The sequence below is a fragment of the Rhodococcus sp. PSBB066 genome, assembly GCF_017068255.1.
GTDB lineage: Bacteria > Actinomycetota > Actinomycetes > Mycobacteriales > Mycobacteriaceae > Rhodococcus > Rhodococcus aetherivorans.
The window spans coordinates 5,488,664-5,514,165 of sequence record NZ_CP070859.1; the positions used below are offsets into that span (position 1 = coordinate 5,488,664).

The following is a 25,502-nucleotide window of genomic DNA, read 5'->3' on the forward strand; positions in this document are numbered from 1 at the left end:
GTAGTTGCCCTGTCCGTCGAACGAGCTGTATGTCCGAGAATGATTCCGGCGGCGTCTCTTCTCATCGGCCACCCGCCTCGGCCGCCGCGAGCTGCACGTCGACGGTCTTCTCGCTGCCACCCTGTGCGTCGGTGTAGGTGATGCGCACGGTGTCGCCGGGCGCGTACGAGCGGACCGCCGCGATCAGCGAGTCCCCGTCGGTGACGAGCCGGTCGTCGACCTTGGTGATGATCACGCCGCTCGGAATACCGGCCCGTTCCGCCGGCCCGCCGCCGGTGACCTCCATGACCCGAGCGCCGCGCACGTCGCTCTGCGACGGCACCTGGACGCCGATGACGGCGTGGGTCGCCTTGCCGGTGTCGACGAGTTCGTCGGCGATGCGGCGTGCCTGATCGACCGGGATGGCGAAGCCGAGGCCGATGGATCCGGACTGTCCGCCGGCCGTGGCGATCGCCGTGTTGACGCCGATCAGCTGGCCGTCCATGTTCACCAGCGCGCCGCCGGAGTTGCCGGGGTTGATCGCGGCGTCGGTCTGCAGCGCATCGATGACGGTGTTCTGGTTGCCGGTCTCCCCGCTGGTCGACACGGGCCGGTCCAGGGCCGAGACGATACCGGTGGTCACCGTGCTCTCGAGACCGAGCGGCGAGCCGACCGCCACCACCTGCTGGCCCACCTGCACGGCGTTCGAGTCGCCGAGCTCGATCGGGGTGAGGTCGGTGCGGCCCTCCGCGCGGATCACGGCGATGTCGGAGATCGGGTCGGCGCCCACGATGGTCGCGGGGACCGAGCTGCCGTCGGAGAAGTACACCGTGAGCTGCGCGCCGGCGCCGCCCCCGGCGACGACGTGGTTGTTGGTGAGGATCAGGCCGTCGGAGGACAGGATCACGCCCGAGCCCTCGCCCTGCGCGGTGCGGCCGACCACCTCGATGCGCACGACGCTCGGTACGACCTTCTGCGCGACGGCCTGCACCGAACCGGCGGGGGCGGCGGCGACGGTCGTCGTGGACGGCCGCGGCGCGTCGAGGGCGTTGGTGACGGCCGTGCCGCCGGTCGACTGCTGCGTGGTCCACGCGCCGACGGCGCCGCCGATCCCGCCGCTGACCAGCGCCAGCGCGACGGCGCCGAGGGCGAGCAGGCCCCGCGCCGATCGGGGTGAGCCCTGGGGCCCCGGCGCGGGCTGGGGCTGGGCGCCGAACGGCGCGGTGTGCCCGTACCCGGCATAGGAACCGGAGGGAGCCTGGTAGGGATTCGGCTGGTGCGGTGTCGGCTGCTGCGGTGTCGGCTGGTGCGGCTCGGGGCGGCCGCCACCCGGTGTGGGGTCCTCGCTCATCTCATCGCTTTCGGTCTACACGGCCGCCGGGTCGGCGGCTCGTCGTTCGGCTTCCAGCATGCCCGCGGCGGCTGAGAGTCCGCTTAGATCCGACGGCGATTTTCCTGTCAATCCGCCGGGTGTTCGAGCTGCGGGGTGCCGGGCAGCACGATCCGGACGAGGGCACCCCCACGCGACGAGATGTCGACCGCGATGGTGCCGCCGTGCTTCATCACCACCTGCCGCACGATCGCGAGGCCGAGGCCGGATCCGGGCATCGACCTCGACGCGGTGGAGCGGTAGAACCGCTCGAACACCAGCTCGCGGTCCTCCTCGGGGATGCCGGGCCCGGCGTCGTCGACGGTCAGCTCCATCAGGCCGGTGCCGAGCTGGCGCATCGACACCAGCACCTCGGCGTCGGCGGGACTCCACTTGGCAGCGTTGTCGAGGACGTTGAGCACCGCCCGGGAGAGCGCGGCGTGGTCGCCGTAGACGAACCACGGTTCCGTGTGCGCCGTGAAGTCGATGTCGGAGCGGCGGCGCCGGGCGCGTTCGAGGCTGCGCTCGACGACCTCCGAGATGTCGACGGGTTCGAACACCGTCTCGGGGGCGTCCTCGCGGGCGAGGTCGACGAGGTCGCCCACCAGGGTGGACAGCTCCTCGATCTGCGCCACCACGTCGGCGCGCAGCTCCGCCATGTCCTCCTCGGGCAGGTTCGGCGCGTCGGGCCGGCTCGCCGCGATGAGCAGCTCCATGTTCGTGCGCAGCGACGTCAGCGGGGTGCGCAGCTCGTGGCCGGCGTCGGCGACAAGCCGGCTCTGCCGCTCCCGCGACTCGGCGAGGGCGCGCAGCATCGTGTTGAAGCTCTCGGTGAGCCGGGCCAGCTCGTCGTGCCCGGTCACGCGGATCGGCCGCAGGTCGTCGGTGCGGGCGACCCGCTCGGCCGCCGCGGTGAGGCGCGCGACGGGGCGCAGACCGGTGCGTCCCACCGTCGCGCCGGCAGCGGCGGCGAGCACCACGCCGCACCCCCCGACGACGAACAGCACGCTCGCGAGCCGTTTGAGGATGTCCGCCGTCGGCTGCAGGCGCTGGGCGATGACGATGGTGCTGCCGTCGGGGATGCGCTGCGCGAGCACCCGCTGATGGCCGACGGTGCGCAGCGACGACTCCCGTTCGCCCTTCGCGACGGCGAGTTCGGCGCCGCCGATCGGGACGGACGACCCGGGCGGCACGTACTGCCCCAGGTTGGAGTAGATGAGCGCCACGCTGATGTCGGAGCTGTAGAGCTGGGCGCCACCGATGTAGCGGGGGTCGTAGGTGATCAGGGTGCTGCTCTCGACGAGCGCGGCAGCCCGCGCCCGCAACTGCTTGTCGACGTCGGCGTAGAGGGCGCGGGCCACCACCGCGTACGCCGCGATGGAGGTCACCGCGACGGCGATCGCCACCGCGCCGGCGGCCAGCAACGTGACACGCCGGCGCAGCGGCACCGACCGGGTCAGCAGCAGCGGGGGGCGCATGGGGCGCTTCGAATCCGGGTCGGCGCCGTCGAGCCGGGTCACGGCGGGGTTTCCCGCAGGACGTAGCCGACGCCGCGCACCGTGTGGATCAGGCGCGGCTCCCCGTCGGCCTCGGTCTTGCGGCGCAGGTAGCCGACGTACACCTCGAGGGCGTTGCCGGAGGTGGGGAAGTCGTAGCCCCACACCTCCTCGAGGATGCGGCTGCGGCTGAGGACCCGGCGGGGGTTCGCCATGAGCATTTCCATGAGCGCGAACTCGGTGCGGGTGAGGCTGATCGACCGGGTGCCGCGGGTCACCTCGCGGGTGGAGGGGTTCAGCGTCAGGTCTGCGAAACGCAGCGTCTCCTCCGACTCGGTGGCCGGGTCGGGCGAGGCGCGGCGGAGCAGCGCGCGCAGCCGGGCGAGCAGTTCCTCGAGCGCGAACGGCTTGGGGAGGTAGTCGTCGGCGCCGGCGTCCAGGCCGGCGACGCGCTCGGAGACGGAGTCACGGGCGGTCAGGACGAGGATGGGCAGGTCGTCGCCGGTGCTGCGGAGTCGGCGGCACACCTCGAGGCCGTCGACCCGCGGCATCATCACGTCGAGGACCATCGCGTCGGGCCGCTCGGCCGCGACCTGTTCGAGGGCGTCCTGCCCGTCCGTGGCGAGTTCGACGGTGTATCCGTTGAAGCTCAGTGATCGGCGCAGGGACTCCCGCACCGCCCGGTCGTCGTCGACCACCAGAATGCGCATGGCCTCCAGTGTGGACCCGACCGCTGAGAGGTGTCTGAGAGGGCGGCGGCGTGTCCGGCGAGGGGGACCCGCCCGGCGCCGCGGTTCCCCCTCGCGGGTCGTCACACCTCGTTCGGGTCGATCACCCCGAGCCGCACGGCCTTCACGAGCCGTCGCGGGACGTGGTGCGTGACACCGGCGACGGTGACCGGCACCAGGGCCGGGACCTGCGCGTGCCACTGCGAGCGGCGGCTGCGGGTGTTGGACCGGGACATCCGGCGCTTGGGTACTGCCATGGTGGTTCTCCTCGGGTGTCCGGGTGGGGGTCAGGGACGGCGACGCTTGCCGTACTTGCGTTCGAACTTCTCGACCCGGCCGGCGGCGTCGAGCACGCGGGCAGTTCCCGTCCAGAAGGGGTGGGATTCGCTGGTGACGTCCACGACGATCAGCGGGTAGGTGTTGCCGTCGGACCATTCGACCGTGCGGTCGGCGGTGACGGTGGAGCGGGTCAGGAACGCCGATCCGGTGTTGGCGTCCTGGAACACCACGGGGTGGTAGTCGGGGTGGATGCCGGGCTTCATGCTCGTCCTTCTCCTTCTGTCGGTGCGGTGCCGGCGGTGGGTGCCGACAGGTCGTCGCACGGGTCTTCGTGGTACTCGCCGAACGGGTCGTCCCACGTCGGCCAGGCCGCCGGGTCGGCGAACTCCTCGTCGGTGAGCAGCGCCCACTCCAGGGCGCGGTGGATCTCGTCGGGGTCCGCGTCGTGGGTGAGGATCACCATCGAGGTGTCGCGGTCTCCGTGGGTGTCGTCCCAGCGCAGTGCCGCCATGGCCCGCCGTTCGCCGGAGACGCGTTGCTGTTGCTCGGGAGTCATCGCGGCGAGCCACGGCCCGGCGTGGGCGACGCGCAGGCCCTCACCGGCGGACTCGATCAGCAGCGCGTTGTCCGGTTGCGTCGCGACCCAGGCCCGGCCGCGGGCGCGGACCACGCCGTCGAGGAGGACGTCGATCGCCTCGTGCAGGCGCTGCGGGTGGAAGGGCCGGCGGGCACCGAACTCGAGCAGCCGCACGCCGCAGTCCTCGCCGAGCGGTGGTTGACCGCGCAGCAGCGGAGAGTGCGCGTCGGACACCGTCCCGCGCCGCGCGCCGGGCGGGATCTGCCGGAGCAGGTGTTCGACGTCGACGTCCTCGCCCCACGCCACGGGTGCGTCGGGCGCGAGCCGCGAGAGCACCGCGTGCAGCTTGGCCTGCTGCCAGCCGTCGGCTCCGGGCCGGACGACGAGGGCGTCGGCGAACTCGACCTGGCCGACGACGACCTGGGCGACGGTGCGGTCGTCGTCGAGTTCCTCGTCGCCGGTGGCATCGGTGAGCCAGGTGGCGGCGTCGATGCAGGTGACGGTGGCCTCGATCCGCACGTCGTGGGCGGCGGGTCCGTCGATCTGCCCGACCACGCCGGAGACGACGACGTGCTCGACGGCCCAGCACAGCGCCTCGGGTTCGAGCCGCGGGTCGAGGAGCAGGACGATGCGGTCGACGTTGCTGCGGGCGTGCAGGCGCCGCAGCAGTGGGAGCAGATCCTCGCGGAGGGTGCAGGATACGCAGCCGTGGGCCAGTTCGAGCACGTCGAGGCGGTGGTCGTGCACGGTGGTGAGGCTGCGGCGCACGACCCCCTCACCGACGTGGTCGAGGTCGTGGTGCACGACGACGGTTCCCGGACGCAGCAGGGCCCGCGCGGTGCGTTCGGTGGGTCCGCGCCGGCCCGAGACGACGATCAGCGGCGTTCTGGTGTCCACCGGAACCCCTTTCGGTAACGATTGTCATTAGCTCAAAGGAAGCGTACAGTCGCTCGGGCCATTTGTCGAAAACGATTGTCGTTACGCCCTCGGGGCGCCGACAGAAGGGAGCCCGCCGTGTCGGCGCACTGCCAGGTGACCGGACGCAAGCCCGGCTTCGGGAAATCCGTCTCCCATTCGCACGTCCGCAGCAACCGCCGCTGGGACCCGAACATCCAGCGCAAGACCTACTACCTGCCCTCCGAGGGGCGCCGGGTCACCCTGACGCTCTCCGCCAAGGGCATCAAGACCATCGACCGCGACGGCATCGAAGCCGTCGTCGCCCGCCTCCGCGCCCGAGGAGAAAAGCTCTAGTGGCCCGCAACGAGATCCGACCCATCGTCAAGCTCCGCTCCACCGGCGGCACCGGGTACACCTACGTCACCCGCAAGAACCGGCGCAACGATCCCGACCGGCTGGTCCTGCGCAAATACGATCCCGTGCTGCGCCGCCACATCGACTTCCGCGAGGAAAAGTAGGCCATGGCCAAGAAATCGAAGATCGCCCGCAACGAGCAGCGCAAGCTCGTCGTCGCCCGCTACGCCGCACGTCGCGCGGAACTGAAGGAGATCGTGCGGCGCCCGTCGAGCACCGACGCGGAACGCCTCGCCGCCCGGACCGCCCTGCAGCGTCTGCCGCGCGACGCCAGTCCGGTACGATTGCGCAATCGAGACGCTGCGGATGGACGTCCGCGCGGCCACCTGCGGAAGTTCGGGCTTTCACGCGTGCGCGTGAGGGAACTCGCGCACCGCGGCGAGCTGCCCGGCGTCCACAAGTCGAGCTGGTGAGGAGCGAGTCATGGCAGTCAAGAGGGGCCCGTCGAAGAAGTCGCGTGCCGTGGAAGGCCGCAAGCCCAAGAAGAACCCGCTGTTCGCGGCGAAGATCGAGTACGTCGACTACAAGGACGTGAACCTGCTCCGCACGTTCATCTCCGATCGCGGCAAGATCCGCAGCCGTCGCGTGACCGGCCTGACCCCGCAGCAGCAGCGGCAGGTCGCCGTCGCGGTCAAGAACGCCCGCGAGATGGCGCTGCTGCCCTTCACCACCACCAGCAAGTAGAGCTCCACTTGCGACGAGGGTCGCGCGGGCACGTGCCCGCGCGGCCCTCGTCGTATCTGTGGACCGTCGAGTGTGCACAATTCGCGCTGGCTCACGGTGTGTCGTCCCGAGATGTGCACACTCGCGCGAGTTGTCCACAGGCCGTCGCGACCGCGGTTCCCTCCCGCACGGTCACCGGGCATCCTCGGCGATCATGGGGGAATTCGACGAACCGTTCCTGGGGACGCAGGCCGTACGGGCGGGCCTTCTCACGCCGCACCAACTTCGGCGATTCCGGCGCGTACACCGGGACGTGTACATCCACCGGGACGCGGCCGTCACACCGTACGGCCGCGCACGGGCCGCATGGCTCTGGGCGGGAGGCGACGGCGTGCTGGCCGGCTACTCGGCCGCTGCCCTGTTCGGCAGCCGATGGATCGACGCGACCGCGCCCGCCGAACTGATCCGACGCGGTAGCCGCCGGGGTACGGACGGGGTCGTCGTGCACGCCGAGACGATCCTCGACGACGAAGTGTGCACGCTGGCAGACATGCGGGTGACGTCTCCGGCCCGGACCGCGTTCGATCTCGGCCGTCGTCTCGTCCTGGATACCGCGGTCGAACAGCTCGACGCGCTGTGCCGTGCCACCCGCTTGGACCCTGCGCATGTCGCCGAACTGGCCGATCGGCACAGCGGCGCCCGCGGCGTGCGGCGGCTGAGGCAGGCGCTCCCACTGGTCGACCCCGGAGCCGAGTCGCTCCCGGAGACGCGGGTACGGCTGCTTCTCGTGCGTGGCGGCCTACCCCGCCCCAGCACCCAGGTCCCGGTCGCCGGCGTGGACGGACGCGTCCTCGGGTGGGCCGACCTGGGCTGGAAGCAATGGCGCACCCTCGTCGAGTACGACGGCATCCATCACTGGACGGACGAGCGACAGCGCACCAAGGACATCGAACGATACGAGGCATTCGCGGCGCTGGGCTGGTCCGTGGTCCGCGTCAACTCCGAACAACTGCGCCTGCGCCCCGCATCGGTCGTGGAGCGCGTGCGGATACGGCTTCGAGCGGCAGGCGCTCCCGTCCGACCGCCGAGTGCGCACAATTCGCGCTGAGTCACGGCGTGTCGTCACGAGAAGTGCGCTCACGGGGCGACGGACGCGCGCAGGGCGGGTGCGGCGGGCCGACGCAGGGCGTCGGCGAGATCGTCCAGCCGGACCGGTTCGGCGACGAGTTCGTCCCACGGGTAGGTACCGGCCGTGCGGGTCAGGAACGCCACGGCACGACGGAGGTGGGCGGGCTCGTAGTTGTGGACTCCGGTGACGCTGAGCCACCCCCGCACGACGGCCTCGGGGTCGAGGGGCACCGAAGGGCCCGGTGTCACGGACCCGGCCAGCACGAGGCGGCCCCCGACGTCGAGCCGGCGCAGGCACTCCCCCACCGCCGCGACGGATCCGGAGAAGTCGAGCGCGACGTCGACGGGGCCGCCCTCGTCGCCGAGGGCCCCGAACCGCTCGGCCACCGCGATCCGTTCCGCATCCGGGTCGGCGACGCGCACATCGGCACCGGCCGCCGCGCACAGCGCGATCGCGGTGACCCCGAGCAGGCCGGCGCCGCACACCAGCACCCGCCGTCCGGCGACGTCACCGGCCGCCTCGACAGCGGCGACCGCCGTCGCCGTCGCACATGCCGCCGGGGCCGCGACGACGTCCGGCACCGAGTCCGGCACCCGGACCACGCCCACCCCGGCCGGCAGCACGATGTGGTGGGCGTAGCCGCCCGACAACGCCCAGTCGCCGTCGAACGGTTCGTGCCCCACCTTGCGCACGGCCCGGCACTTGGCGGTCCGCCCGGACACGCACCTGTCGCACGCGCCGCACGATGCCGTGACAGTCCACACGACGCGCGCGCCGACGACGGTCCCGGCACCGGGACCGGCCGCGACGACGTCACCGACGGCTTCGTGCCCCAGCACCGACGGCCGCGGCCCGGGCCGCCGTCCGGCGACGGTGTGCAGGTCGCTCCCGCACACGGTTGCGAGCCGGACACGCACCAGCAGTTCCCCGTCACCGAGCCGCGGGACGGGGACGTCGCGCACGTCGACGCCGTCGCCGGTCCACACCGCCGCGCGCGTCAGACCACCAGCGACCGGATCCATCCCGACATCCTTTCGATCAGGTAGACGACGGCGAACACGATGATCACGATCGCTCCGGCGAACTCGAAGTTCAGGGTTCGGATCGCCTCGAACAGCAGGAAGCCGACGCCGCCGGCGCCGACGATGCCGAGCACCGTCGAGGTGCGAATGTTGACGTCGAGCAGGTAGAGGCTCGAGCCGATGACGGACGGCACCGCCTGCGGAATCACCGCCGCGAACAACGTCTTCCACCAGCCCCCGCCGACGGCCCACACCGCCTCGACCGGCCCGGGATCGATCTCCTCGACGGCGTCCGCCACGAGTTTGCCGAGGAATCCCACGGATCCGAGAGCGAGTGCGCACGCCCCCGCGACGGGACCGAGGCCGATCGCGGCGACGAAGATCACCGCGAGGATCAGCTCGGGCACCGCGCGGACGAACAGGATCACCGAGCGAGCCGACCAGTACACAGCCGAGTTCGGGGACACGTTGCGGGCGGCGAGTATCCCGAACGGCAGGGAGAGCACGATCCCGGCGGCCGTGGCGACCGCACCGATCGCGAGGGTTTGCAGGACGGCGTCGAGCAGCCTGCCGCCGACGGCGGTGAAGTCCGGCGGGAGCAGCCGGGTGAACACCTCGAGTGACGGACCGATCCACGTGACCAGCGCACGCGGGTCGATACGCAGGCTGATCAGTGCACCGATCGTGGCGGCGGCGACCGTGCCGGAGAAGATGAGTCGCGCGGCTCTTTCCCGGCGCGGATCCGGAACGGAGGGTGCCAGCAGAACCCGCCGGACGACGACCGCGAGCACCTCCATCGCGGCGATGATCGCGAGGATCACGCACACGATGCCCAACGCGCGCGGATACACCAGGCCGCGCAGGGCGTCCTGGAGCGCGAACCCGATGCCGCCGGCACCGACGAAACCGAGCACGACGGAGGTGCGCAGGTTGATGTCGATTCGGTAGACGAAGGTACCCATCCAGGACGGAACCACCTGGGGCACCACGGCATTGAGCATCTCGCGGACATAGCCGGCACCCGTGCTGCGTACCGCCTCCCGTGGTCCGGGATCGGTCTGCTCGACGGCGTCGGCGAACAGCTTGCCGAGCATGCCGATGGAATGCAGCGCGAGCGCGAGCACGCCGGGCAGGACACCGATGCCGAGGGCGCGGACGAACAGCACCGCGAACAGCAGGTCCGGCACCGCCCGGCAGAAGGTGATCACCGCGCGCGCCACCGTGTACACGGCGGGGTGCGGGGTGGTGTTGCGGGCGGCCAGGAAGGCCAGCGGCACCGACGCGACGGTCGCGAGCACCGTCCCGAGCACCGCCATCAGCAGCGTGTCGAGGGCGAGTTTCCAGATCCGGCCCGGATCGTCGAGGGTGGGTGGAAACATGCGGCCGAGCAGGCCGGCGACGTCGTCGAGCCCGTCGAGCAGTGCCGCAGGGGCGAAGTCGATGTAGCGGGCGGAGGCCAGAACGACGAGGAGCGCGACAGCCGCGCACGTTCCCAGCAGACGCCGGCGGCGGACGGACGGCCGCGGCGGGCGCCGCCCGACACGGTCGGGCGGCGACGGCGCGAGGGCGGTGCTCACGACGGTCCCGTCGGCGCCGAGGCCGGCCGGGCGGCCGGGTCGACCCGCCGGTAGATGTCCATGGCCTCACCCCTGCTCAGCTCCGCGGCCGGCCGGTCGAGCACCTTCCGTCCGCCGCGCAGGCCGACGATCCGGTGGGCCCAGCCCAGCGCGAGGTCCACCTGGTGCAGGGTGCACACGACGGTGAGCTTGTCCTCCATGCACACACGGAAGAGCAGGTCCATCACCACCCCGGCGTTCTCGGGGTCGAGGGACGCGACCGGTTCGTCGGCGAGCAGGACGGTGGGACGCTGCATCAGCGTCCGCGCGATCGCGACCCGTTGCTGCTGCCCACCGGAGAGGGTGTCGGCGCGACGATCCGCGAGGTCGGCCAGCCCCACGCGGTCGAGGTGGGTGAGGGCCTCGGCGCGCATCCGCTTCGGGTACGTCGCGGCGCCGTAGCGGGGCAGGCGCAGGCGCCCGAGCCCGCCGACGAGGACGTTCTCGAGGCAGCTGAGCCGTCCGACGAGGTTGAAGTGCTGGAAGACGAAGCCGACCTCCCGCCGCAGCATGCGCAGCTCGGCGCGGGACGCCAGATCGACGCGGGTGCCGGCCACCTCCACGGCCCCGTCGGTGACGCTGTGCAGACCGTTGAGGCAGCGCAGCAGCGTCGACTTACCGGAGCCGGACAGGCCCAGCAGCACGACGAGTTCGCTGCGATGCACCTCGAGGTCGACACCGTCGAGAGCCACGGTGTGGCCGAACTTCTTCGTGACGCGACGGGCGGAGACGACGACGTCGTCGCCCGCGACGGTGAGGTCTTCGTCGCCCGCGACGGTGAGGTCTTCGTCGCCCGCGACGGTGAGGTCGCCGTCGCCCGCGACGGTGTGGTCGCCGTCGCCCGCAACGGTGTGATCGCTGTTCAACTCAGCCCTTGCACTTGTCGGACTCGGTCAGGGCACACACCTCGCGCACGCCCTCGTAGTCGGCGTCGGTCGCGGCGACGACGCCCCACGCCCGTTCGTCGGTGATGCGGCACTCGCCGTCGCACAGTCCCGCGGCGCGCATGTGATCGGCATTGGCCTTGTCGACGAAGATCGTGCGGAGCCGGTCGACGGTGTCGGCACCGAGCGAGTTGCTCGCCACGAACAGCGAGCCGGCGATCGTCTCGGACTCCCAGACCTTCTTCAGTTCGCCTTCCTTCAGGTCGCCGCTGGCGATCATGGTCTCGTCGACCATGGTGTCGAAGGCGAATCCGGCATCGCAGTCGCCGGCGGCGATCGCGAGGGCCGAGGCGTCGTGGCCGCCCGCGTAGGTCGGGTTCACACCGGCGGCGACGGCCTGCTCGGTGCCGGATTCGACGACGCCGGCCTCGATGAGTCCCGCGGAGGGGTAGAGGAATCCGGACGTGGATCCCGGGTCCACGAAGCACACGTCCTTGCCGGCGAAGTCGTCGATGCCGTCGATCTCGGTGTTGTCGGAGCGGGTGAGGCCGTAGGACCGGTAACCCGGCTCGCCGCCGGCGGCCTGGACGACGGCGCCGAGCGGGCTGACATCGGCGCCGTTGACGCCGGCCACGACGTAGGCGAACGGGCCGAAGAAGGCGAGGTCGACGTTGTCGGCGATGATGCCCTCGACCACGCCGGCGTAGTCGGAGGCCTGCACGAACTCGACCTCGGCGCCGGTCTCGCGCTCGAGGAGCGCGATGAGCGGGTCGTAACCGGCCTGCAGGTCCGCCGAGTTCTCGGCGGGAATCGCGGCCAGGGTGAGCTTCTCGGGGAAGCCCTGGGCGTTGACGGCGTCGGGATCGGAGCCACCGCAGGCGGTGAGGGCGAGAGCGAGGCCGGTCGCGAGCGCGGTCGCGGCGACCGTTCGGCTGGAGCAGTGCATGTCGGGAAGTCCTCGGGGTCGGGGTGTCTGTCAGGACTGCAGGAGCAGATCGGGCAGGTCGGCGACGGAATCGACGATGTGGGTGGCCCCGGCGTCGCGCAGCGCCTGTTCGTCGTGGGCGCCGGTGCGGGTGCCGGCGACGACGGAGGCACCGGCGCGGCGGCCGGAGAGCATGTCGCCCACGGTGTCGCCGACCACGGCGACCTCGCGAACGTCGTCGATCTCGGCGCGCAGCAGCGCGGTGAGCACCAGGTCGGGGTACGGCCGGCCGCGACCGGCGTCGGACGGCGCGAGGGTGAGATCGGCGAGGTCCTCCCAGCCGAGGGCGGCGAGCAGCCGGTCCTGGGTGGCGCGGCTGAAGCCGGTGGTGAGGGCCACGGCGAGGCCGGCGTCGCGCAACCGGGTGATCGCCTCGGCGGCCCCGGGGATCGGCTCGACCTCGCCGGCGTCGACGAATTCGTCGTAGGCCCGTTCGAAGGCGGCGTTCGCGGCGCGGGCCCGTTCCTCGGAGCCGAACAGGGACCGGAAGACGACGATCTTGGACCGGCCCATCGTGTCGAGGACGTAGCCCCGGGCGGCGTCGCGTTCGGGCCCGTCGGTGGGCAGTCCGACGCTGGTGGCGGCCGCGTCGAAGGCGCGGAGGACGAGGCCGCCGTCGGCGACGGTGGTGCCGGCCATGTCGAGCACGGCCAGTCGGATGACAGTCATTGCTACTCCGGAATCGTTGCGGGAGAGGATGTTCAGAGCTCGAGGAGATCGGCGGTCCGCTCGCCGAGGTAGGGGCCGAGGGTCATGCCGCGGCCGCCCGGCCCGGCGATGATCCAGATGTCGTCGTCGACGCGGGCACGGTGGACGAGTTCGGTGGGATCGAGGCACTGGCTGTAGACCCCGGCCCAGCGCCGCATCACCGGCGGGAGCCGGCGTCCGAGCAGGTCCTCCGCGACGGTGACGAGGTGCTCGTACGGGGCCTCGTCGACGTCGAAGGCGAACGGTTCGTCGTACTCGTGGGTGTCGCCGAGAGTGAGCCCGCCGTCCAGGCGCTGCACGCACAGCAGCTGCATGCGGTGCCGCTCGGCGGTGAGCGCCTGCGGTTCGCGCGCCTTCAGCTCCTCCAGCGCGGCCCCGGCGAATCCCGGGTAGTAGCGCAGACTGTCGCCGTCGGCGACGGACGTGGTGAGCTTCTCCCCCAGCGGCGCGGTCTGCATCATCTGCAATCGCACGCGGCGCAGGGGCAGGTCGCCGCCGAGTTCGCGGGCGAGACCGGACAGGGTCGCTCCGGGGCACACGAGCACGAGGTCGGCCTCGTGGACGGCGCCGTGGTCGTCGCGCACCTGCACGGTGCCGTGGGCGGTGCGGGTCACGGTGCGCGCCTCGGTCTCCGGCCGGAATCGATACCGCCCGGAGGTGGCGAGGTGCCACCGGATCGCGGGCAGGGCGACGCGGGATTCGACGGCGGCGTCGGTGCTGCAGTGCAGACCGGCGACGAACTTGCCGCGCAGGGCGGGATTGAGCCGCCGGACCGCCTCGGGCTCGAGCAGGGTGAAGCCCCGGTCACGCGCGTCGGCGCGGTCCGCGGCCTCCCGAACGACGGCCACCTCGGCGTCGGTGCGAAGAAGGGTGATCGATCCGTTCGCCCGGAAACCGATGCCGGGGACGCGGGCGCCGAGGTCGGCCCACAACTCGCGGGAGCGCAGGGTGGCAGCCAGTTCGCCCTCGGTACGCCCGGAGACCCACACGAGGCCGAAGTTGCGGACGGTGGCGCCCCGGGCCTCCGGTTCGCGTTCGAGGTGAACGACGTCGTGTCCGCGGCGGACGGCGGCGTCGGCGTGGGCGGTGCCCAGAATGCCGCCGCCGATGATCAGGATTCGCATGGCCCCGAGCCTGAGCGATGGTCTAGACCAATGAGGGGACGGCAGGCGAACGCGCGGTGAACAATTGGTATAGACCAAAATCCGGTACGCTTCGAGCGTGACAGCAACCGCTCGCGAGGCCCGGGTCCCCAAGCACCAGATCGTGCGGCATCAGGTCGACGCCCTGCTCGACGAGCTCTCCGTCGGCGACCCGGTGCCTTCCGAGCGCGACCTCGCCACCCGGTTCGACGTGGCCCGGGAGACCGTGCGCCAGGCGCTGCGCGAACTCCTCGTCGACGGCCGCATCGAACGCCGCGGCCGGGGCACCGTCGTCGCGAAGCCCAAGATCCTGCAACCGCTGATCATCGGCTCCTACACCGAAGCCGCCCTCGCGGAGGGCCGCAGCGCGGGACGCATTCTCGTCGGCTGGACCGACCTCGCCGCCGACCCCGACCTCGCCGAGGTACTCTCGATCGCCGTCGGCGACCCCGTCCTCGAACTCGAACGCGTCCTGCTCACCGACGGCGTCCGCGTCGGACTCGAACGGACGCGCCTGCCCGCCGATCGCTATCCGGGACTCGTCGACAGCTTCGACTCCACGTCGTCGCTGTACGCGGCGATCCGCGCGCGCGGGATCACCTTCGCGCGCGCGGTCGAGTACATCGAGACCACCCTGCCCGACGCCCGCGAGGCGGCACTCCTCGACGCCGACATCCGCACGCCCATGCTCCTGCTCAACCGCGTTTCCTACGATCAGCACGACGCGCCGATCGAGCAGCGGCGGTCGCTCTACCGCGGGGACCGGATGACGTTCGTCGCCACGGTGACGCCCTGAGTCCGCCCCGGAGCACGGCGGCGAGGTGCGCCGGTCCCGGGCCCGGAGCCCCTCAGGAACCGTCGTCGCCGCACACGCCGAGATGCTGCAGGACCAGTTCCTGCCGTCGCACCAGCCGCTCCGAGATCGTCCAGTCGGCGTGCTGGTAGCGCGGATGCTGAGCCAGCGCGATGACGTTGGCCGGAGGGTAAACAATCGGGTCGGTCGGCATTTTTTCAGCATCGCAGACTTTCGCCCGCGATGCCCGGCCGGGCTCCCACCCGCATCGTTCCTGCTGCCCGGCACGCCCGGTGAGCCGCGGTGCCGTTACCGCCGGTAAGGTTCTCGGCCTGGCGTGCAGCGCCTGAGTGTCGGGTGGTGACGAAGGGTTGTAACGGTCGGTGTCGGGCGTGATCGCGGGATTCAGCGTCATCTTCGTGATCATCGCGATCGGATTCGCGCTCGGCCGCACCGGCACGCTCGGACCCGAGGGCCAGTTTGTGCTCAGCCGGATGGTGTTCTTCGTCGCCACCCCCGCGCTGCTGTTCGACTCGCTGGCCACCTCCGACCTGTCGGTGATCTTCTCCCCCACCCTGTACGTCGCCGCGGCCACGGCGTTCGCCGTCGCCGCGCTCTACCTCGTCGTCGCGAAGCTGTGGCTGCGCCGGCCCCTGCCGGAACTGACGATCGGCGCGCTCGCCGCCTCCTACGTCAACTCCGCCAACCTCGGCATCCCGATCGCGGTGTTCGTCCTCGGCGACGCCTCCTTCGTCGCGCCGCTGCTGCTGTTCCAGATCGTGCTGTTCTCCCCCATCGCGTTGACGATGCTGGACCTGTCCACGATGCGCGCCGGGGCGTCCCGGATGGAGACGATCACCGCCCCGTTCAAGAACCCCATCGTGCTGGCCGGTGCGGCCGGGCTCACCGTCGCCGTCGCCGGCTGGACGCTGCCCACCGCGCTGATGCAGCCGTTCCACCTCCTCGGGGGCGCCTCGGTGCCGGGTGCCCTGCTCGCGTTCGGCCTGTCGCTCCAGGGCGTGCGGGTGCTCGAAAAGGGCACGAGCCCACGCCGCGACGTCGCGCTCGCCTCGGTACTCAAGATCGTGGTGCAGCCCGTCCTCGCCTACGTCATGGCCCGCCACCTGATGGGCCTCGACGGGCACGAGCTCTTCGCGATCGTCGTGGTGGCGACGCTGCCGACCGCACAGAACGTGTTCGTCTACGCCAGCCGCTACGGCCGCGGCATGGTGCTCGCCCGCGACGCCGCGCTGGTCACCACGCTCGCCTCGATACCCGCGATCGGCGTCGTCGCCGCGCTGCTGGCATGACGGGCACGGCTAGGTTGAGACCCATGCGATTGCTGCTGCTCGCCGCCTGCTGCGTCCTGGCCGTCGCGTGCGGTCCGGGCGGCGCCGGCGTCCCCGCCCTGCCCGAGGCGCCGACGCCGGAGGGGGCAACGGTCTTCACGGCCCACGACGATCTCGTCGACCCGCACCCGATCCCGATACAGTCGTGGACCCGCGTCGACGGCGACCGCATCGCCGTCCACTTCGAGACCGGCACACCCGAGTGTTTCGGGGTCGACGCCACCGTCACCGAGTCCGGCACCACCGTGACGGTGGCGCTGCGCGGCGGCACGCTGCCCGAGGCGGTGGACCGGGCGTGCATCATGATCGCCGTCACCGGTGTGCTCGAACTGACGCTGCGGGCGCCGCTCGCCGACCGGATCGTGACGGCCGGCTGATCGATGGCCCGCACCCCCCGGCACTGGCTGCTGCTCCTGTGCACGGCGACGGCGCTGCTGCACGCGACGTTCCAGTCGGTGCGCGTCCTCGTCTCCTACCGCGTTCTCGCCCTCGGCGGCGACGCGGCCGTGATCGGCGTGGTGACGGCCCTGTTCGCCCTCGTTCCGCTGGTGCTCGCGGTGCCACTCGGCCGGGCCGTCGACCGCCGGCACGCGGCCGGAATCCTCCGGGCCGGGGTGGTCGTGTCGGTGGCCGGTGCGCTGATCATCGCCCTCAGCCCGGACCTGCTGGTGCTCGGTCTCGGCAACGCCGTCCTGGGTCTCGGTCAGCTCCTGGTGACGGTGTCGGGGCAGGCGTTCGTGTCGATCCTGTCGCCGCCGGGCGAGCTCGATCGCGGCTTCGCGGGCATCACCCTCGGGGTGTCGGTCGGTCAGGCGATCGGGGTGCCGCTCGCCGGCGTGATCGCTGCGGCGAGCAACGGCGAGACCGTCGAGACCACGCCGGCGCTGCTCGTGATGACGGTTCTGGCCGCGATGGCCCTGCCGTTCGTCGTCGGCTTGCGCGAACCACCCGGTTCCGGACGCACCCCGGACGACGCGCCCCCGCAGTCGGTGCTGTCGATGCTGCGCACGCGCGGGATGAAGCCCGCGATGTTCTCGAGCCTCGTGGTGCTGGCGTCCGTGGACATCGTCGTCGCGTACCTGCCGCTGCTCGGTGAGGAGTTCGGATTCGGGGTGCTGCTCGTGTCGGCTCTGCTCACCGCCCGCACCGTCGCGTCGATCGTCTCGCGCGCGGTGCTGCCGTGGGCGCTGCGGACGATCCCGCGGCGACGTCTGCTGCTGTCGGCGACGGCGTGCACTGCGCTGCCCGTCGCGGCCCTGCCGTTTCTGCCCAACCCGTGGGCGCTGGGCGCGCTCCTGGCGCTCTGCGGCGCCTTCTGGGGTTTCGGGCAGCCGCTGACCATGACGTGGGTGGTCGAACTGGTGGCACCGGCGGACCGGGCGTCGGCGCTGGCGGTACGCCTCACCGGCAACCGTCTCGGCCAGGTGTCGGTGCCGTTGGCAGCCGGCGCGATCGCCGGGGTCGCCGGCACCGCCTCGGTGTTCCTGGTGACCGCGGGACTGCTGTCGGCTGCCGCGGTGAGCACGTGGCGGGCGCTGCGCAGGTAGACGCCACCCGTGCGCGCTTTCGGTAGCTCCCACTACCGGAACCGCGCACGGCCGCGTCAGCGGCGGCGCAGCCGCGCATAGTCACCGGCGGCGCAGCCGCACGTAGTCACCGGCGGCGCAGCCGCACGTAGTCACCGACGACGGCGGCGCCGAGTCCGTCGACGTCGGGCGCGACGACCCGCCCTCCGACCCGGCGGGCCATACGGTCGACGATCCGTGCCAGCCCGGGATCGTCGCCGAGCCGGAAGATCGTCACGTGCGCACCGGCGCGGGCGAGATGATCGAATTCGCGGACCGTCATCCCCAGGGTGCGGGCGCTGGGTGGATAGTCGAACGCCGCGTAGCCGTCCGCCTCGAGGTGCGCGGTGGGTTCGCCGTCGGTGACCACCAGCACCACCGGCTGGGCGTTGGAATGCCGGCGCAGGTGCCGGCCGGCCAGCATCAGCGCATGATGCAGGTTGGTGCCCTGCTCGTAGACCCCGTCCAGCCCGGCGAGTTCGGTGGCGGTGACGACCCGAGCGTGCCGGCCGAACGCGATCAGCTGCAGCGCGTCACCGCGGAACCGGGTCGAGACCAGATGGTTGAGGGCCAGTGCCGTGCGCTTCATCGGCACCCATCGACCGTCCATCACCATCGAGAACGAGGTGTCCACCAGCAGTGCCACGGCGGCCTGGGTGCGCTGCTCGGTCTCGACGACCTCGACGTCGGTGACGTCCATCCGCACCGGGATTCGCGCGGGGGCGCGCAGGGTGGCGTTGGTGAGGGTGCGCACGACGTCCCACGGCTCGGTGTCTCCGAACTCCCACGGACGCGACGCCCCGGTGGGCTCGCCCGTGGCCCCCGCACGGCGGGTCTCGCGCTGCCCGCCGCGGGTGGACAGCTGGTCCATGACGTCGCGCAGCGCGGTCCGGCCGAGTTCACGCATCGCCTTGGGCGACAGTCGCCACTGCCCGTCGGCGCCGCGGTCGAAGAACCCCTGCCGCTGCAGTTCCTTCTCGAGCTGGGCGAGCATGCGCGCGTCGGCCGCGGCCTCGTCGCCGAGCTGGCGAGCCAGCGCGTCGAGGTCGATGTCGTCGAGGGAGGCCCCGGCGTACTGCTGGGAGAGCTGCTCGGCGAGCGCGTCGAGTTCGGCAACCTCCTGCAGCGCCCCGGTCGCTTCGCCGAGGCCCATGCCCTGGTCGCCGCGGAACCGCTCCGACCCGGTCCAGTCCTCGCCGGGACGGGCGGCGCGCAGGTGCGAGTCGAGGCGGTCGAGCTGCGACATCAGGCTCGGCGAGCCGAACGCCTGCTGGGCGAGAGCGTCGAGCTCGTCCCGCTGTTCCTGGCTGAGCGAGTTGCGCAGTCGCTGCGCCGCCGCCGCGCGCTGGGCGAGCGAGTCGAGCAGTTCCTCCACGTTGCGGGGGTTCTCCGGGAAGAAGTCGCCGTGCTCGGCCATGAACTGCTCGAAGTCCTCCTGGGTGTCCTCCCCGCGGGAATGCTTGTCCAGCAGATCGTTCAGATCCTCGAGCATCCGGTTCACACGTTCGCGGTCCTCGTCGGTCGCGCCTTCGAGGGCCTGCTTCATCCCGGCGAACCGCTGGTCGAGCATCTCCCGCCCCAGCAGATCGCGGATCTTCTCGTAGTCCTCCCGGGCTTGCGAACTGCGCCAGTCGTAGTCGGCGAGTTCCTGCACAGCCTGGGCGGCGGAGGCGGGCAGTTCCTCGATCCGCATCTCCGCGAACCGGGCCTCGTCGTCGAGAGCGCGCGCGAGCGCCTTGCGCTCCTCGAGCACGGCCCGGTCGAGCAGCTCGCGCACCTCACGCAGCGTGCCGTCGAGATTCGTGCGGTCCAGCAGGTCCCTGCGACGCCGATTCGCCTGCGCGGCAAGCCGGTCCAGGCCGCGCATGGACCCGTGCCCGCGGCGCAGCAGCTCCCGCAGCGCCCGTCGCGGCGAACTGCCGGACAGCACGTCCTCGCCGATGGCGGCGAGGGCCTCACGCAGATCCACCGGCGGGGCGAGCGGGTCGCCGCCGTCGTAAGGTCCGTACCTCGCGCCCCGGCTCATCAGGAGTACACCGCGGCACCGTCGTCGTCGGCGTGCTTGGCGATGCGCCGCGCCAGATAGAGGCCCTCGAGGGCGAGTTCGACGGCGGCAGCCCGGGTTCCGATGCCGTCCGCGCCGAGCCGTTCGGCGACGACGTCGAGGACGGGCAGGTCGGGCAGCTCGTCGAGCAGCGCCTTGGCGGTGATCCGGTCGCCGGTCACCACCGGCCGGCCCTGCTCGACGGCCGCGACGAGCGGACCGAGGTCCACCCCGGCCAGCCGGGTTCGGGCGGCGTCCGCCGTGGCCCGCCGGAGCAGGTGGTCGAGCACCTCGAATTCCCGTCCCTCCTCGCCGGATTCGAACTCGACCTTGCCGCGCAGCACCTCCACGACGGTGCCGAGGTCGACGGGCCGTGCGACGGGGTCGGCCTCGCCGAGCACGGCCCCGCGACGCATCGCGGCGGCCGCGACGGTCTCGGCGCCGGCGACGGCGAAGCGCGCGGACACGCCGGAACGCTGGTCCACCGACGTGGATTCGCGCAGCAGGCGGGTGAAGCGGGCCAGGATCTCGAGCAGGAAGTCCGGGACCCGCGACTGCAGCTGCGCCTCCTGCTCGATGACGGCGATCTCGTCGTCGAGCTGCGTCGGGTAGTGGGTACGGATCTCGGCGCCGAACCGGTCCTTGAGCGGGGTGATGATCCGGCCCCGGTTGGTGTAGTCCTCCGGGTTGGCGCTGGCGACGAGCAGGACGTCGAGCGGGAGCCGCAGCGTATACCCGCGCACCTGGATGTCGCGCTCCTCCATCACGTTGAGCAGCGAGACCTGGATGCGCTCGGCGAGGTCGGGCAGCTCGTTGACCGCGACGATGCCGCGGTGAGCGCGGGGTACGAGACCGAAGTGGATGGTCTCGGGGTCGCCGAGGCTGCGGCCCTCGGCGACCTTGACGGGGTCGACGTCGCCGACCAGGTCGGCGACGGAGGTGTCGGGGGTGGCGAGCTTCTCGGCGTAGCGCTCGCTGCGGTGCCGCCAGGCGACCGGTAGGTCGTCGCCGAGCTCGGCGGCGCGGCGGATCGAGGCGGGGGTGATCGGGTCGTAGGGATGCTCCCCGAGCTCGGAGCCGGCGATCACCGGCGTCCACTCGTCGAGCAGCAGGGGCAGGGTGCGCAGCAACCGGGTCTTGCCCTGACCGCGTTCGCCCAGCAGCACCACGTCGTGGCCCGCGAGGAGGGCGCGTTCGAGTTGCGGAACGACGGTGTCGTCGAATCCGACGATGCCCGGCCACGGGTCGATGCCGTCGCGCAGGGCGGCGAGCAGGTTCTGCCGGATCTCGTCCTTGACGGAGCGGTGCACATGGCCCGAGGCGCGCAGCTCGCCGAGGGTGGACGGCCTGACTGTGGGTGACGTCACCCCTCCCAAGGTACGAGCGTTCGGTGATTTCGGCACCTGCAGCCGCGGCGCGTCGCCGCGGCGGGAACGCCGCGCGGGAGCGCCTGCCCGGCCCGGTTCGGTACCCGATGTCGGCGGCGATCCCTACACTCCCGCCATGGACACCTGGCTCCTCGCGGCACTGCTGGGCCTCGGGCTGGCCGCCGCCACCGGCCTGCGCACCTTTCTCCCGCTGCTGATGCTCGGCACCGCGGTGCACTTCGGCCTGTTCGGGATCGCGCTCAACGAGTCGATGCAGTGGGTCGGGTCGACGGGCGCGCTCGCCGCCCTGGCGATCGCCACCGTCGTCGAGATCGGCGCCGACCTGGTCCCCCTCGTCGACAACGTCCTCTCGGCCGTCGCCACCGTCGTGCGGCCCGTCGCCGGCGCGCTCGCCGCCTGGGCCGCGTTCGCCGATCTCGACCCGGCGATGGCGGCCCTCGCCGGCATCGTCGTCGGCGCCCCGACCGCGATGGCGGTGAGCACGGTGCAGACCGGCACCCGCGCGGCGAGCACGGTCACGACCGCGGGACTCGGCAACCCGGCGCTGTCACTGCTCGACGACCTGCTCTCCTTCGTCACGTCGTTGATCGCGCTCGTCGTCCCGCTGCTCGTCGTGCCCCTGCTCGCCGGCTTCGCGTGGGCCGTCCACCGCGGGTACCGAGGGCTGAGCCGCCTGCGGACGGGCTGACCGGTTCTGATAGACACGACGCCATGGCGGACACCGACATCTCCTTCTCCAGCGGCGACGTGACCCTGCACGGCAGCCTGCGCGTGCCCGCCGCGGGCGACGGGGACGTCCCCGCCGTGCTGCTGCTCGCCGGCAGCGGTCCCACCGACCGCAACGGCGACAGCGCGCTGCTGCCCGGCCCGATCGGCACCCTGCGTCACCTCGCCGACGTGCTCGAACGCAACGGCTTCGCCAGCCTGCGCTACGACAAGCTCGGCAGTGGCGTCACCGGCCTCGGTCCGTACGACGTCTCCGACGTCGCCGACCTCGGATTCTCCACCTTCATCGATGCCGCCACCGACGGCCTGCGGTTCCTCGCCGGACAGCCGGGCGTCGACGCCGAGCGGCTCTACGTCGTCGGGCACAGCGAGGGCGCGCTCATCGCCCTCTCCCTCGCCCACGCCGGCGCGCCCGTCGCGGGCATCGCCCTGCTCGAGCCGCTGGCGGTGCGGCTGCTGGACCTGCTCACCGCCCAGATCGACGCCCAGCTCGACGCCGTCGTCGACGCCGGTCAGCTCCCGATCCAGGTGGCCGACGAACTGCGCCTCGCCCTCGCGGACGCCGTCGAATCGCTGCGGGCCGACGGCACCCTCAGCGACACCCTGCCCGAGCCGCTCCGCAACGCCGGACTGGTCTCGGCCAACGCAAAGGCCCTCGCCGAGGAGGACGCCCTCGATCCGCGGATGCTCGCGGCCCAGCTCGACGGGGCGCTGCCGGTACTCACCAGCGTCTCCGCGAAGGACATCCAGGTGCGGGTCGAGGACGTCGACGCCCTCGACTCGGCACTCGTGCACACGAGCCTGACCTCGCTGCGCCTGCACCGGGCCAACCACGTGCTCAAGGACATCGGCGACCAGCAGTCCACCGGCGCCGACTACATCGCCGATCTGCCCTTCTCGGACGAGTTCACCCGCGGTTTCGAGGCGTGGCTCGCCAAGCTCTGACCCGCCGCCCGAGATGGGCGGAAAACAAGAGATGTCAGATTCGCGTTACTCGGGTATGGTGTCCGGTTAACCCGTAGGAACACACGAGAAAGGTACGGTCCGATGCGAGACGACAAGGTCATCGCGGCGAAGTCGATGCGCATTGCCGTACCCACCTGGTGCCGACACACCTACGCGTACTTCCACTTCGCCAAGTGGCAACCCCGGGAATGAGTCGACGACTCGAAAGACTCCTTCTCGGGCACCCGGGCACATCGCCTCGGGTGCCCTTCTTTATCCCGTACCGATCTTGTCCAGTAAGAGGAGAACACGATGAAACTGCGACTCGGCGCCACCGGCGCCGTCCCCAAGGACCTGCCCGACGATCTCACCGGTCACGCGATCACGATCGACCTGAGCCACGTCGGCACCGAACAGGCCGCGGCCGCTGCGGACCTCATCCGCGAACTGCTCGACCGCGGTGCCGCCCGGCTGGTCATCTCCGACGCCCGCGACGCCGCGCCGCGGACCGTGACCCGCCCGGCGACCGGCCACCCGCACGCGGCCTGACGGCGCGGGCGGCGCGGGCGGCCGGGCGGCGCGGGCGGCCGGGCGGCGCTCAGTGCGCGAAGTGCCGTGCGCCGGTGAGGTACAGGGTCACGCCGGCCTCGCGAGCGGCCTCGATCACCTCGTTGTCGCGCACCGAACCACCCGGCTGCACGATGGCCTTGACGCCGGCCTCGGTGAGCACCTGCAGGCCGTCCGCGAACGGGAAGAACGCGTCCGATGCGGCGACGGATCCGGTGACACGGTCCCCGGCGCGTGAGACCGCGAGCCGGGCGGAGTCCACGCGGTTGACCTGGCCCATGCCGACGCCGACGGTGGCGCCGCCCGCAGCGAGCAGGATCGCGTTGGACTTCACGGCCCGGCAGGCGCGCCAGGCGAACTCGAGATCCGCGAGGGTCTCGGCGTCGGCGGCCTCGCCGCAGGCCAGCTCCCAGTTCCCGGCCGAATCACCCGGCGCCGTGAGGGTGTCGCGCTCCTGCAGCAGCATGCCGCCGGAGATCTGACGCAGCTCGATCTGCGCCGCCTGCGGCGAGTCGGCCCGCAGGATGCGGATGTTCTTCTTGCGGCTGAGCACCTCGACCGCGCCGGCCGCGTACGCCGGGGCGATGATCACCTCGGTGAAGATCTCGGCGACCTGTTCGGCCATCGCCACGCTCACCTCGCGGTTGACGGCGATCACGCCGCCGAACGCGCTCACCGGATCGCACTCGTGCGCCTTACGGTGCGCCTCGGCGACGGTGTCGGCCACCGCGATGCCGCACGGGTTGGCGTGCTTGATGATCGCGACGCACGGCCGGTCGTGGTCGTGCGCGGCGCGCCAGGCCGCGTCGGCGTCCTGGTAGTTGTTGTAGGACATCTCCTTGCCGTGGAACTGCTCGGCGCGGGCCAGGCCCGGCTCGCCGGCCTCGTTCACGTACAGCGCCGCCGCCTGGTGCGGGTTCTCGCCGTACCGCAGCACGGCCGCACGCTGCCACGTCGCACCGGCCCAGGCCGGGAACTGCTCGGCGGCGTCCGCCTCCGGGACTGCATAACCGGCGTTCATCCAGCTCGCCACCGCCACGTCGTAGGCGGCGGTGTGCTGGAACGCCTGGGCGGCAAGGGCTTTGCGCTGCGGCAGGGTGAAGCCGCCCGCCTTGACGGCGTCGAGCACGTCGTCGTACCGGGCCGGGTCGACGACGACGGCGACCGACGGATGGTTCTTCGCGGCGGCACGCACCATGGACGGGCCGCCGATGTCGATCTGCTCGACGCACTCGTCGGGGGTGGCCCCCGAGGCGACGGTCTGCGTGAACGGGTACAGGTTCACCACGACCAACTCGAACGCCTCGACACCGAGCTCGGCGAGCTGGTCGAGGTGGTCCTGCTTGCGCGTGTCGGCGAGGATGCCGGCGTGCACTCGCGGGTGCAGCGTCTTGACCCGGCCCTCGAGGCACTCGGGGAAGCCGGTCAGGTCCTCCACCTTGGTGACGGGGATGCCGGCGCCGGCGATGGTCGCGGCCGTGGAGCCGGTGGAGACCAGCGCGACACCCGCCTCGTGCAGACCCGTCGCCAGTTCGACCAAACCGGTCTTGTCGTAGACGCTGACGAGTGCACGTCGCACAGCCTTACGTTCGGTCACTGGGGATCACGGCCTTTCGTCCATCGGATACAACTCCACGGGTGGCGACGGCGGCGACCACGTCGGCCAGCAACCGTCGCTCCACAACCTTGATGCGTTCGTGCAGGGTGGCCTCGTCATCGTCGTCGAGGACCGGCACGGGTTCCTGCGCCAGGATGGGGCCGGTGTCGACACCGGAATCGACCAGGTGCACGGTCGACCCGGTGACCTTCACCCCGTAGGCGAGGGCGTCGGGGACTGCGTGCGCGCCGGGGAACGCCGGCAGCAGCGCAGGGTGGGTGTTGACGATGCGGCCGCCGAACCGGTGCAGGAAGGTCGGCCCCAGGATCTTCATAAAACCGGCGGAGACCACCAGGTCCGGCTCGTGCGCGGCGACGGCGTCGGTGAGGGCGCGGTCCCACGCGGCGCGGTCCGGGTGCTCACGCAGCACGACGCGGAGATGCGGGATGCCGGCGGCCTCGGCATGCCCCTCGGCGGCGCACTCGCGGTCCACTCCGACGGCGACGATCCGGGCGGGGTACCCGTCCGTGTGCGTCGCGTCGATCAGCGACCGCAGCAGGCTTCCGGTGCCCGAGGCGAGGACGACGACCCGTGCCGGCGCAGTCGGCGGCAGCTGGTCACGCGAGGCAGTCAGCGCTCT

Annotated in this window: 29 protein-coding genes; 12 read left to right on the forward strand and 17 right to left on the reverse strand. The window is 71.8% G+C overall.

Annotated features, from left to right (window positions below; translation table 11 throughout):
- Positions 1–61: 61 nt before the first annotated feature.
- The 6 genes from JYA75_RS24955 to JYA75_RS24980 form a co-directional block, all read right to left on the reverse strand.
- Entirely contained in the window at positions 62–1,330 is a 1,269-nt protein-coding gene (locus JYA75_RS24955; protein WP_203329494.1) for a trypsin-like peptidase domain-containing protein, read from the reverse strand.
- Positions 1,331–1,437: 107 nt separating this feature from the next.
- A complete protein-coding gene (locus JYA75_RS24960; protein WP_202916546.1) occupies positions 1,438–2,826 on the reverse strand; it encodes a HAMP domain-containing sensor histidine kinase in 1,389 nt (462 codons plus the stop codon).
- A gap of 38 nt (positions 2,827–2,864) precedes the next feature.
- Positions 2,865–3,554 carry a response regulator transcription factor gene (locus tag JYA75_RS24965; RefSeq protein ID WP_006944976.1) on the reverse strand — a complete coding sequence of 230 codons (690 nt, stop codon included), beginning with the start codon at positions 3,552–3,554 and terminating at the stop codon, positions 2,865–2,867.
- A gap of 101 nt (positions 3,555–3,655) precedes the next feature.
- Positions 3,656–3,829: a 50S ribosomal protein L32 gene (rpmF, locus tag JYA75_RS24970; protein ID WP_006944977.1), complete on the reverse strand. Its 174-nt coding sequence runs from the start codon at positions 3,827–3,829 to the stop codon at positions 3,656–3,658.
- Between the two features lie 30 nt (positions 3,830–3,859).
- Positions 3,860–4,114 carry a type B 50S ribosomal protein L31 gene (locus JYA75_RS24975; RefSeq protein ID WP_006944978.1) on the reverse strand — a complete coding sequence of 85 codons (255 nt, stop codon included), beginning with the start codon at positions 4,112–4,114 and terminating at the stop codon, positions 3,860–3,862.
- A complete protein-coding gene (locus JYA75_RS24980) occupies positions 4,111–5,325 on the reverse strand; it encodes a GTP-binding protein (protein ID WP_203329495.1) in 1,215 nt (404 codons plus the stop codon). Before JYA75_RS24980 ends, JYA75_RS24975 begins: the two co-directional genes overlap by 4 nt.
- Before the next feature lie 117 nt (positions 5,326–5,442).
- On the opposite strand from JYA75_RS24980, the gene rpmB reads away from it, so the two are divergent.
- The 5 genes from rpmB (at position 5,443) to JYA75_RS25005 (ending at position 7,510) form a co-directional block, all read left to right on the forward strand.
- Positions 5,443–5,679: a 50S ribosomal protein L28 gene (gene rpmB / locus JYA75_RS24985; protein ID WP_006944981.1), complete on the forward strand. Its 237-nt coding sequence runs from the start codon at positions 5,443–5,445 to the stop codon at positions 5,677–5,679.
- Positions 5,679–5,843 carry a 50S ribosomal protein L33 gene (rpmG, locus tag JYA75_RS24990; protein ID WP_003937781.1) on the forward strand — a complete coding sequence of 55 codons (165 nt, stop codon included), beginning with the start codon at positions 5,679–5,681 and terminating at the stop codon, positions 5,841–5,843. Before rpmB ends, rpmG begins: the two co-directional genes overlap by 1 nt.
- Positions 5,844–5,846: 3 nt before the next feature.
- Positions 5,847–6,152, forward strand: coding sequence for a 30S ribosomal protein S14 (rpsN, locus tag JYA75_RS24995; protein WP_006944984.1), 306 nt, complete (start codon positions 5,847–5,849; stop codon positions 6,150–6,152).
- A 10-nt stretch (positions 6,153–6,162) separates the two neighbouring features.
- Positions 6,163–6,423, forward strand: a complete 261-nt coding sequence (rpsR, locus tag JYA75_RS25000; protein ID WP_006944985.1) for a 30S ribosomal protein S18 — start codon at positions 6,163–6,165, stop codon at positions 6,421–6,423.
- A gap of 193 nt (positions 6,424–6,616) precedes the next feature.
- Entirely contained in the window at positions 6,617–7,510 is an 894-nt protein-coding gene (locus tag JYA75_RS25005) for a DUF559 domain-containing protein (RefSeq protein WP_203329496.1), read from the forward strand.
- A 29-nt stretch (positions 7,511–7,539) separates the two neighbouring features.
- Here the strand turns inward: JYA75_RS25005 and JYA75_RS25010 are convergent, their stop codons facing one another.
- Genes JYA75_RS25010 through JYA75_RS25035 form a run of 6 tightly spaced genes read right to left on the reverse strand, consistent with a single transcriptional unit; the run spans position 7,540 to position 13,870 of the window.
- Positions 7,540–8,553 carry a zinc-binding dehydrogenase gene (locus JYA75_RS25010; RefSeq protein WP_203329497.1) on the reverse strand — a complete coding sequence of 338 codons (1,014 nt, stop codon included), beginning with the start codon at positions 8,551–8,553 and terminating at the stop codon, positions 7,540–7,542.
- Positions 8,529–10,130 carry a phosphonate ABC transporter, permease protein PhnE gene (gene phnE / locus JYA75_RS25015; protein WP_203329498.1) on the reverse strand — a complete coding sequence of 534 codons (1,602 nt, stop codon included), beginning with the start codon at positions 10,128–10,130 and terminating at the stop codon, positions 8,529–8,531. The genes JYA75_RS25010 and phnE overlap by 25 nt, the downstream gene beginning before the upstream one ends.
- Positions 10,127–11,035: a phosphonate ABC transporter ATP-binding protein gene (gene phnC, locus JYA75_RS25020; RefSeq protein ID WP_203329499.1), complete on the reverse strand. Its 909-nt coding sequence runs from the start codon at positions 11,033–11,035 to the stop codon at positions 10,127–10,129. Before phnC ends, phnE begins: the two co-directional genes overlap by 4 nt.
- 1 nt (position 11,036) lies before the next feature.
- Positions 11,037–11,999: a phosphate/phosphite/phosphonate ABC transporter substrate-binding protein gene (locus JYA75_RS25025; protein WP_203329500.1), complete on the reverse strand. Its 963-nt coding sequence runs from the start codon at positions 11,997–11,999 to the stop codon at positions 11,037–11,039.
- A 30-nt stretch (positions 12,000–12,029) separates the two neighbouring features.
- Complete coding sequence (locus JYA75_RS25030; protein WP_203329501.1) at positions 12,030–12,707, reverse strand: phosphonatase-like hydrolase; 678 nt, start codon at positions 12,705–12,707, stop codon at positions 12,030–12,032.
- 32 nt (positions 12,708–12,739) lie between these two features.
- Positions 12,740–13,870 carry a TIGR03364 family FAD-dependent oxidoreductase gene (locus JYA75_RS25035; protein WP_203329502.1) on the reverse strand — a complete coding sequence of 377 codons (1,131 nt, stop codon included), beginning with the start codon at positions 13,868–13,870 and terminating at the stop codon, positions 12,740–12,742.
- 97 nt (positions 13,871–13,967) lie between these two features.
- Between JYA75_RS25035 and JYA75_RS25040 the strand changes: the two genes are divergently transcribed.
- Positions 13,968–14,684, forward strand: coding sequence for a GntR family transcriptional regulator (locus JYA75_RS25040; RefSeq protein WP_203329503.1), 717 nt, complete (start codon positions 13,968–13,970; stop codon positions 14,682–14,684).
- A gap of 52 nt (positions 14,685–14,736) precedes the next feature.
- Here the strand turns inward: JYA75_RS25040 and JYA75_RS25045 are convergent, their stop codons facing one another.
- Complete coding sequence (locus JYA75_RS25045; protein WP_203330233.1) at positions 14,737–15,096, reverse strand: hypothetical protein; 360 nt, start codon at positions 15,094–15,096, stop codon at positions 14,737–14,739.
- On the opposite strand from JYA75_RS25045, the gene JYA75_RS25050 reads away from it, so the two are divergent.
- Genes JYA75_RS25050 through JYA75_RS25060 form a run of 3 tightly spaced genes read left to right on the forward strand, consistent with a single transcriptional unit; the run spans position 15,065 to position 17,577 of the window.
- Positions 15,065–15,991 (forward strand): AEC family transporter, encoded by a 927-nt coding sequence (locus tag JYA75_RS25050; RefSeq protein ID WP_006945002.1) that lies wholly within the window; start codon positions 15,065–15,067, stop codon positions 15,989–15,991. The genes JYA75_RS25045 and JYA75_RS25050 overlap by 32 nt on opposite strands.
- 23 nt (positions 15,992–16,014) lie before the next feature.
- Entirely contained in the window at positions 16,015–16,407 is a 393-nt protein-coding gene (locus JYA75_RS25055) for a hypothetical protein (protein ID WP_203329504.1), read from the forward strand.
- A 3-nt stretch (positions 16,408–16,410) separates the two neighbouring features.
- Positions 16,411–17,577 (forward strand): MFS transporter, encoded by a 1,167-nt coding sequence (locus JYA75_RS25060; RefSeq protein ID WP_029542013.1) that lies wholly within the window; start codon positions 16,411–16,413, stop codon positions 17,575–17,577.
- A gap of 106 nt (positions 17,578–17,683) precedes the next feature.
- Here JYA75_RS25060 and JYA75_RS25065 read toward each other — a convergent pair whose 3' ends face one another.
- Together JYA75_RS25065 and JYA75_RS25070 are read right to left on the reverse strand one after the other, a co-directional pair.
- Positions 17,684–19,621, reverse strand: coding sequence for a VWA domain-containing protein (locus JYA75_RS25065; RefSeq protein ID WP_006945008.1), 1,938 nt, complete (start codon positions 19,619–19,621; stop codon positions 17,684–17,686).
- Positions 19,621–21,006: a sigma 54-interacting transcriptional regulator gene (locus JYA75_RS25070; protein ID WP_029542008.1), complete on the reverse strand. Its 1,386-nt coding sequence runs from the start codon at positions 21,004–21,006 to the stop codon at positions 19,621–19,623. Before JYA75_RS25070 ends, JYA75_RS25065 begins: the two co-directional genes overlap by 1 nt.
- Positions 21,007–21,142: 136 nt before the next feature.
- On the opposite strand from JYA75_RS25070, the gene JYA75_RS25075 reads away from it, so the two are divergent.
- The 3 genes from JYA75_RS25075 to JYA75_RS25085 all read left to right on the forward strand — a co-directional run bounded on the left by JYA75_RS25075 (position 21,143) and on the right by JYA75_RS25085 (position 23,247).
- A complete protein-coding gene (locus tag JYA75_RS25075; protein ID WP_029542006.1) occupies positions 21,143–21,715 on the forward strand; it encodes a DUF4126 domain-containing protein in 573 nt (190 codons plus the stop codon).
- 23 nt (positions 21,716–21,738) lie between these two features.
- A complete protein-coding gene (locus tag JYA75_RS25080; protein ID WP_006945011.1) occupies positions 21,739–22,698 on the forward strand; it encodes an alpha/beta fold hydrolase in 960 nt (319 codons plus the stop codon).
- A gap of 312 nt (positions 22,699–23,010) precedes the next feature.
- On the forward strand, positions 23,011–23,247 hold the full coding sequence (locus JYA75_RS25085) for a hypothetical protein (RefSeq protein ID WP_006945013.1): 237 nt from the start codon (positions 23,011–23,013) through the stop codon (positions 23,245–23,247).
- A gap of 49 nt (positions 23,248–23,296) precedes the next feature.
- Here the strand turns inward: JYA75_RS25085 and purH are convergent, their stop codons facing one another.
- Complete coding sequence (purH, locus tag JYA75_RS25090) at positions 23,297–24,862, reverse strand: bifunctional phosphoribosylaminoimidazolecarboxamide formyltransferase/IMP cyclohydrolase (RefSeq protein WP_029542004.1); 1,566 nt, start codon at positions 24,860–24,862, stop codon at positions 23,297–23,299.
- Positions 24,849–25,496 (reverse strand): phosphoribosylglycinamide formyltransferase, encoded by a 648-nt coding sequence (gene purN / locus JYA75_RS25095; RefSeq protein WP_072634590.1) that lies wholly within the window; start codon positions 25,494–25,496, stop codon positions 24,849–24,851. The genes purH and purN overlap by 14 nt, the downstream gene beginning before the upstream one ends.
- Between the last annotated feature and the right edge of the window lie 6 nt (positions 25,497–25,502).